At 49.7% G+C, this 6,601-nt stretch carries 4 protein-coding genes; all 4 read left to right on the top strand.

The genetic code is table 11. The features are described from left to right. Window positions 1–130: 130 nt before the first annotated feature. The 4 genes from ADINL_RS12385 (at window position 131) to ADINL_RS12400 (ending at window position 6,565) form a co-directional block, all read left to right on the top strand. Window positions 131–961 (top strand): CvfB family protein, encoded by an 831-nt coding sequence (locus ADINL_RS12385; protein ID WP_036548332.1) that lies wholly within the window; start codon window positions 131–133, stop codon window positions 959–961. Window positions 962–1,004: 43 nt separating this feature from the next. Next, window positions 1,005–1,712: a response regulator transcription factor gene (locus tag ADINL_RS12390; protein WP_036548334.1), complete on the top strand. Its 708-nt coding sequence runs from the start codon at window positions 1,005–1,007 to the stop codon at window positions 1,710–1,712. Further along, window positions 1,699–3,801, top strand: a complete 2,103-nt coding sequence (locus ADINL_RS12395) for a PAS domain S-box protein (RefSeq protein ID WP_084154503.1) — start codon at window positions 1,699–1,701, stop codon at window positions 3,799–3,801. The genes ADINL_RS12390 and ADINL_RS12395 overlap by 14 nt, the downstream gene beginning before the upstream one ends. Before the next feature lie 298 nt (window positions 3,802–4,099). Beyond that, window positions 4,100–6,565: a TolC family outer membrane protein gene (locus ADINL_RS12400; protein ID WP_036548338.1), complete on the top strand. Its 2,466-nt coding sequence runs from the start codon at window positions 4,100–4,102 to the stop codon at window positions 6,563–6,565. Window positions 6,566–6,601: the final 36 nt, after the last annotated feature.

Here is a 6,601-nt window from a genome sequence, read left to right on the forward strand (position 1 = left end):
ATCAAATAGTAATCTTTTTTATACCTAGGTCGCAAGTCGCCGGGCGCTGCTCAGCGGACTCTAGGTTGCTGCTTGTTTGGTAAGGTAACTGTGCTAGTCTATAACGAAATTTCTGGCGTGAGGTGCACCGGTGGAGCTGGGTCGAGTTAATCAACTGATTGTAAAACGTATTGTGGAACAAGGAGCCTACCTTGAATCTGCTGCAACCGACACGGTGCTGTTGCCAAAGGCGGAGGTGCCGCCGGAATTGCAGCCGGGTGATGCGCTGGACGCGTTTGTCTATCTCGATAGTGACGACTTCCCTGTAGCAACCCTGAAAAAAACACGCATCCAGCGTGGTGAGTTTGCCCAGTTGCGGGTCGCGGACACCAATTCAGTGGGTGCCTTTCTCGATTGGGGACTGCCAAAACAGCTATTCTTGCCGTTTGCCGAACAGCCTCAGCGTGTCGAAACCGGTCAGCAAGTGATTGTTTGTCTTTACCAGGATAATTCAGGCCGCCTGGCCGCATCTGCCCGACTGGAACGTCATCTGAACAAATCTCCCGCACACTATCGTGCCGGTGAAGAGGTCGGGTTGCTGATCTGGCGTCGAACAGAGCTGGGATATCTGGTGATCATCAATCATCAGCATGTCGGGTTGCTGCATCAGCAGGATCTGTTCAAGCCGGTGCGAGCCGGATTGAGTGTGACGGGGTATATCAAGCAACTGCGTGAAGAGGATGGCAAAATTGATGTGATGCTGGATCCTCCGGGGTATGGTCGTGTTGAACCCCTGGCATTGCAGATACTGGAATACCTTAAACGTCGTGACGGACAGTGTTCGTTAAGTGACAAAAGTTCTCCTGAAGAGATCAAGGCCTTATTTGGTGTGAGCAAAAAAGCCTTCAAAATGGCAATAGGTAACTTGTTGAAGCAAGGTGTCATTCAGATGGATGATCAAGGCATTCGCTTGCGTTCGTGACGCTAAAAATATAATACATTTCATGTGAAGGGTTGTATCAGGCATGGAGAGTGCAAAAGTCCTGCTGGTTGAAGATGATGAATCCCTGTGTCAGGTGGTAACTGATTTTTTTGAAATGCTGGGTTATCAAATAACAAAGGCGCAAGATGGAGCGGCTTTTTATCAGCATATTCAGCAGCAGGTCTTTGACATCATTCTGCTGGACCTGAACTTGCCTGATACGGATGGTCTTGAGTTGTTACAGTCATTACGCGCAAAACAGCAAGTGTTACTTTATGTGGTTTCAGGACGACAAGATGAGGCCAGTCGTCTGCGTGCGTATGAGCTCGGTGCTGATGACTTTATTGCCAAACCTTTCAGTGCTCGTGAACTTGAACTTAAAGTACGAAATGCATTACAGCGTCAGAAATCCTTTGCTCAGCCGCTGGAGGCTGAAAATCAACCAGTGATGCAAACGGATTTTCATGGCTGGCAGTTGATGGCGGACACGCGAAGCATTCGCTATCAGCAAGGGGAACAGGTATCACTGACTCGTGGTGAATATGAGTTATTGCTGATGCTGGTTAATGCACATGGTGCTGTGGTACCTCGTGACACCTTGTTGAGTCATCTGGAAAAAGTAGCTGATATTTACAGTGCAGAAACGATTACTGCACTGGTATACCGTTTGCGCCGCAAATTTGCACAAAAGGGATTGAATTCCCCGATTAAAACCCTCTCCGGGGTAGGGTATCGGCTTGAAGTGCTTTGAGAAATGGCGCTATTGCATTTTTTGTGTTTTGGCTTGGTGCGGCGTCTCGACTCCCAGTACCGGATTGGCTGAGAGCGCGGCATCTGCATGGGAACGTGACCCTCTGTTGCCGCTGGTTGTCGCTCAGGATCGCGCCTGGCGCCCATTTTCTTTTTTAAGTGACGAAGATGAGCCGCATGGTTTGCTGATTGAACTCTGGCAGGAAATTGCCGCTGAAATGGGGCGTCCAGTTGAGTTTCATCTGGTTGACTGGCCCGAATCAATTCAATCGGTCGCAGAAGGGCGTGCCGATGTGCATGGTGGGCTGTTTTATTCAGATCATCGTGCCGAATTTCTGCTATTTGGCGATAATATTTTAACACTGAGTGCATATTTGTTTGTGCCAAGTGGCTCAAACCTGACTGGCTTTGAAAATTTACGGGCAGTGAAAATAGGCGTCACGGAAGGTAGCTATGAAATGGAGTATGTCCAGCGCCACTATCCGGATCAGCCGATTGAAATCTACCCATCCAATGAAGAAGTGGTGATGGCAGCACTATCCGGTGAGGTCGCAGCGTATGTGGCTGACTACCCGGTTAGCATGTATTTACTGGATCGCTATGGTCATCCTTCTGATTTTCATCCGTTGCTACAGCTTTACACACACTATCTTCGTCCAGGTGTCGGAACTGAAAACGCTGCACTGCTGGATGAAATCAACCGTGCCATGAGCACAATAGATCCCGAATTAATCAGTCGATTGAGTCATCGCTGGTTGCGCAGTGAGTTAGTTGTCGAAGTTGTACCGCCCTGGTTCAGAGCTATGCTGGTGGTTACCTTGCTACTGATGCTGCTCGCGGCGTATACCCTGTTTCTGTCCAGAAAGCGCCGTGAAATTCAGGATCTGGTCTCTACACAAAAACAGGTGCTACGTGAAAAAGAGGATCTGTTTCAGAGTCTGGTCGAAAATGCCAACGATATTATTTATATCATTTCAGCAGATGCAAAAATTGAGTATCTGTCAGGGGAGTGGGCGGAGACTACGGGTTACACTATAGAAGAAGGTGTTGGTCAGCCATTTGCAAAGTTTGTACATGCAGATGATCTTCCTTTTCTGTATGAATGTCATCAGCGGACCCTCAATGGCGAGCGTTTGTCAGGTATCGCGTTTCGTTTGATTGATTCAAAAGGAATGGCTCGCGATATGATTGCCAATGAATCATCCGTACTGGATGCTCGGGGCGAGGTTTCCTACTACATGGGGATTGCTCGTGATATTACTGAGCGTAAGCGCATTGAAGCCGAGATGGCGCATCGCCAGACGCTCCTTGAAGATGCCAAAATAAAACTTGAAAGAGAAATTTCTGAACGTTCTCGGGTGGCTCGTGATCTGGAGGCTGCTCAGGCCTGCGTTGCACGTGCGCTGGAAGATGAGCAGAAGGTGACGGTTGCGCAAAAGCAGTTTATTCGCATTGTAACGCACGAATTTCGAACACCCTTGGCAGTGATTCAGTCTTTGGCCGATTTACTTGAGCTGGACATTAGTAATGACGCAGATATACGTCAGAAACATGTGATACGTCTGAGGGCAGCTGTTCAGCGTATGGCTGATTTGCTTAATAAAGCGCTGGAACAGGAGCGTATCGAAAATGCGTCATGGCGTGCACATGCTGCCTGGTTCAATATTGATACTTTGTTGCGTGAATTGGCGGGCGAGGCAGAGCTTTTAAGCGGTGGTAGCCGACATTTTCATGTGCAAGCTGAATCTCGTCGTATTCAGGCTGATCGAGAACTGCTCAGTATCTGTATTAATAATCTGCTTGATAATGCGGTCAAATTTTCACCTGAACAGAGCGATATATTGCTGAGCGCTTATCTGGATGTGCAAGGATATATCTGTATCAGTGTGACTGATCAGGGACAGGGTGTTGCTGAGCGTGACCGGGCACGTATCTTTGGTAAGTACTACCGATGTGATCCAGAGTTGAATCCCGGACTTGGGTTAGGTCTTTACCTCGTAGATCAGATTATCCGGTTGCATGGTGGAGAGGTTTCTGTCTGCAATAAGGAAGCAGCAGGGGCCTGTTTTACATTGAAGCTCCCTGTTTAGTTTTGTGAGCTTATAAATCAAACAGCTATTCTAATTGTTCATTTCTGATTCATTTATTGTTCAGGACTTGTCTGTGTGGCCAACTCTATAATAAAGAGATAAAAATTTGTCCGCGTAGTCGAGGGTCTGTTGAATGTTGATGTGTGGGAAGGGAACGTACCCTCAAGCCCGAGCATGCCGCCTGGCAAGATTGTTGCTCGTTGGTGCTGTCTCTATAGCGCTTGGTGCCAGCCTGTCAGCAGCAGAGCCTGTCCCAACCGACTCGTTGACAAGTGTGCAGCAGGATTACCACCGACTGATGCTCAGCGCTAGAGCGGGTGAAATGGCTGGTGCCTACCTGCAGGAAAATGGTCAGCGTTTGTTTATTGCGTTGACAGAACGTGCAGACCTGCAGGAGTGGCGTCAAACCGGAGAACGTCTGGTTCAGCAGCATAGCCTCTATCATTCAGCCAGTTTGCAGACGCTGGGGGAACGCTCTCATCTGATTATTGATCTGGCGCGCCCAGTTTACCTGATTGATGAAACATTGAGTCTGTCAGTTGTGGGGTTGGTCAATTGGGAAATGGTGTTTGCCAATCGTGATGATCGGATTGCACCAGCTGCATTGCTGGATTCGATTCGTGCTGATTCACGTGGCGGATTAATCGAGCTGACATTTACCGGTCATCATGATCTGATTACCGAGGTTGGCTTTGAACAGAACCCGAATCAATTGATCATTGAATTGCCGGGAGTTGATCCACGTCATTACTTGCGTCAGGCGAACCTGCAAATGCCCGCATTGCTTGGAATGCCAGATGTTCAGGGCACCCCTAACGGGCATTCTCGCCTGGTGTTTAGCACTCAGGTTCCCATGGACCTCGTGGACGCTCATACCAGTATTGATCCTCAAACACAGCGTAGCCGAATTCATCTGTTGCTGGTCCCGGATGGAGTCGTGTCCGAGCGTTCATTACTGGCAACGGATCAACTTGATCGTCTGGAACTGACTCAGGATGCTGGGCGAGGGTTGAACCTGATTATAGGACGTGTGGGTGAATCACGTGTAAACAGCTATTTTCTTGAAGCCCCCGGACGCCTGATGGTGGACTTTCCGGGGGTCAGTCCTGAAGCTGTGGAGCAAGCCGTTTTTGATTTTGCTCCTGATGCCAACTATGTTCAGCGCATCCGTTATGGTGAAACGCGCCTGGGATCCGCACGAATTGAACTCACCCTGCATCCTGGTTATGCAGAGCAGCTATCACGTCAGACCGTTGCACATCGTGACAATTACGAGTTTGGTACGCTGGTGTCTTTGCCTGAAGCCAGTCGGGTACTTTCGGAAGGTGACTACCCGGATGATCTACAGGGTATTGCCTATTTTGAACGCGATACCTTACGTCATCTGCCACGCTTTGATTTCAGTGTTCAGCCTTCCCTGACAATTGGCTCAGTCACCCTCTCAGGTGCTGAATACCGGGATGGCAGTGCCTTGATGGCTCTTGAACCAGGGCAGCGCTTTTCTTTGATGGGGGCGTTGGATCAGGCAATGTCGCAAGACCCGGCCTATCAGGCCGCCCGGGCAGAGTTTCGTGCGACTCAAGAGTTAATACCGCAGGCTCGCTCAGAATATCTTCCGCAAGTCAGTTTTTCTTATCAGTATTCGGCACAGAACCAGAATGTACTGAGTTCAGGGTCTATTCCGGAAGAACGCACTTCATTGTCGGCACAAAATGCTTCGCTGACTCTGACTCAGCCCATTTATCGTCCTTCCAGTCTGATCGGTCTGAGTCAGGCGGAGAAGGCTGTACAGCAGGCCGAGTTGGCTTTGCTGGCAGCTGAGCAGGCTTTGATTATGCGTATTGCCGAGGCCTACTTGAATGTATTGTCGGCACAAGATGGTCTTGAAGTGGCAAAGGCAGAGCATGAGGCGATAGCAACTCAGTTCCGTCAGACAGAAATCAGTTTCCGTAGTGGTCTTGCCAGTCGCAGTGACTTGAATGAGGCTCAGAGTCTGACTGCGTTGACCCGTGCGCGCATGATCGAAGCTCAGAATCGTCTGGATGATGCTCAACTGGCAGTTAAAGAGATCATAGGTGCCGAAGTCGACAGCCTTCATAGTTTCAGTGCAGATTTTCGTGCTGCTCCACCATTTCCGGCTCAGGTTGAGCCATGGATCAGTGCTGCTCTGGACCAGAATCTGTCGTTGCAATCTCGTCGTATGGCCGAGCAGATCGCGGGTGATCAGATCCGCCGCCAGCGCGCTGATCATCTGCCAACCGTGGATCTGTTTGCATCGACCGGTTATCAGGATGCTGACAAAACGCTATACAGTGACAGCCGTCAAACAGTGAGTAACTATGAGATAGGTGTTCGTGTGAATGTGCCGATCTTTACCGGCGGACGTACCTCCTCACTGGTACGAGAGGCGACGGCACGTTATGAGCAATCCGGCTATGAAGCAGAACAAGAATATCGTCGTACTGAGCGCACGGTTCGCTCCGCGTTCAATGGAGTCACCAGCAGTGCGGAAATGCTGGCCGCTTTGCGTGAGGGTGTTCTAGCACAAGAGGTCAGGCTGGCCACACGGATGAGAGGCTTTCAGGCTGGCTTGGAGTCAACAGTCGCGGTTCTGGATGCCTATCAGAACTACTACGCGGCACGGCGCGACTTTTTGCAGTCTCGTTACGACTATTTGATAAATCGACTGGTATTGAAGCAGTCAGTGGGTACGCTCAGTCGCCAGGATCTGGCCGATCTTGATCGTCTATTGGAGCAGCACTGAGCTGCTGCGTGATACGTCGATATAAAAGCGATTCGA

The sequence above is a fragment of the Nitrincola lacisaponensis genome (assembly GCF_000691225.1).
GTDB lineage: Bacteria > Pseudomonadota > Gammaproteobacteria > Pseudomonadales > Balneatricaceae > Nitrincola > Nitrincola lacisaponensis.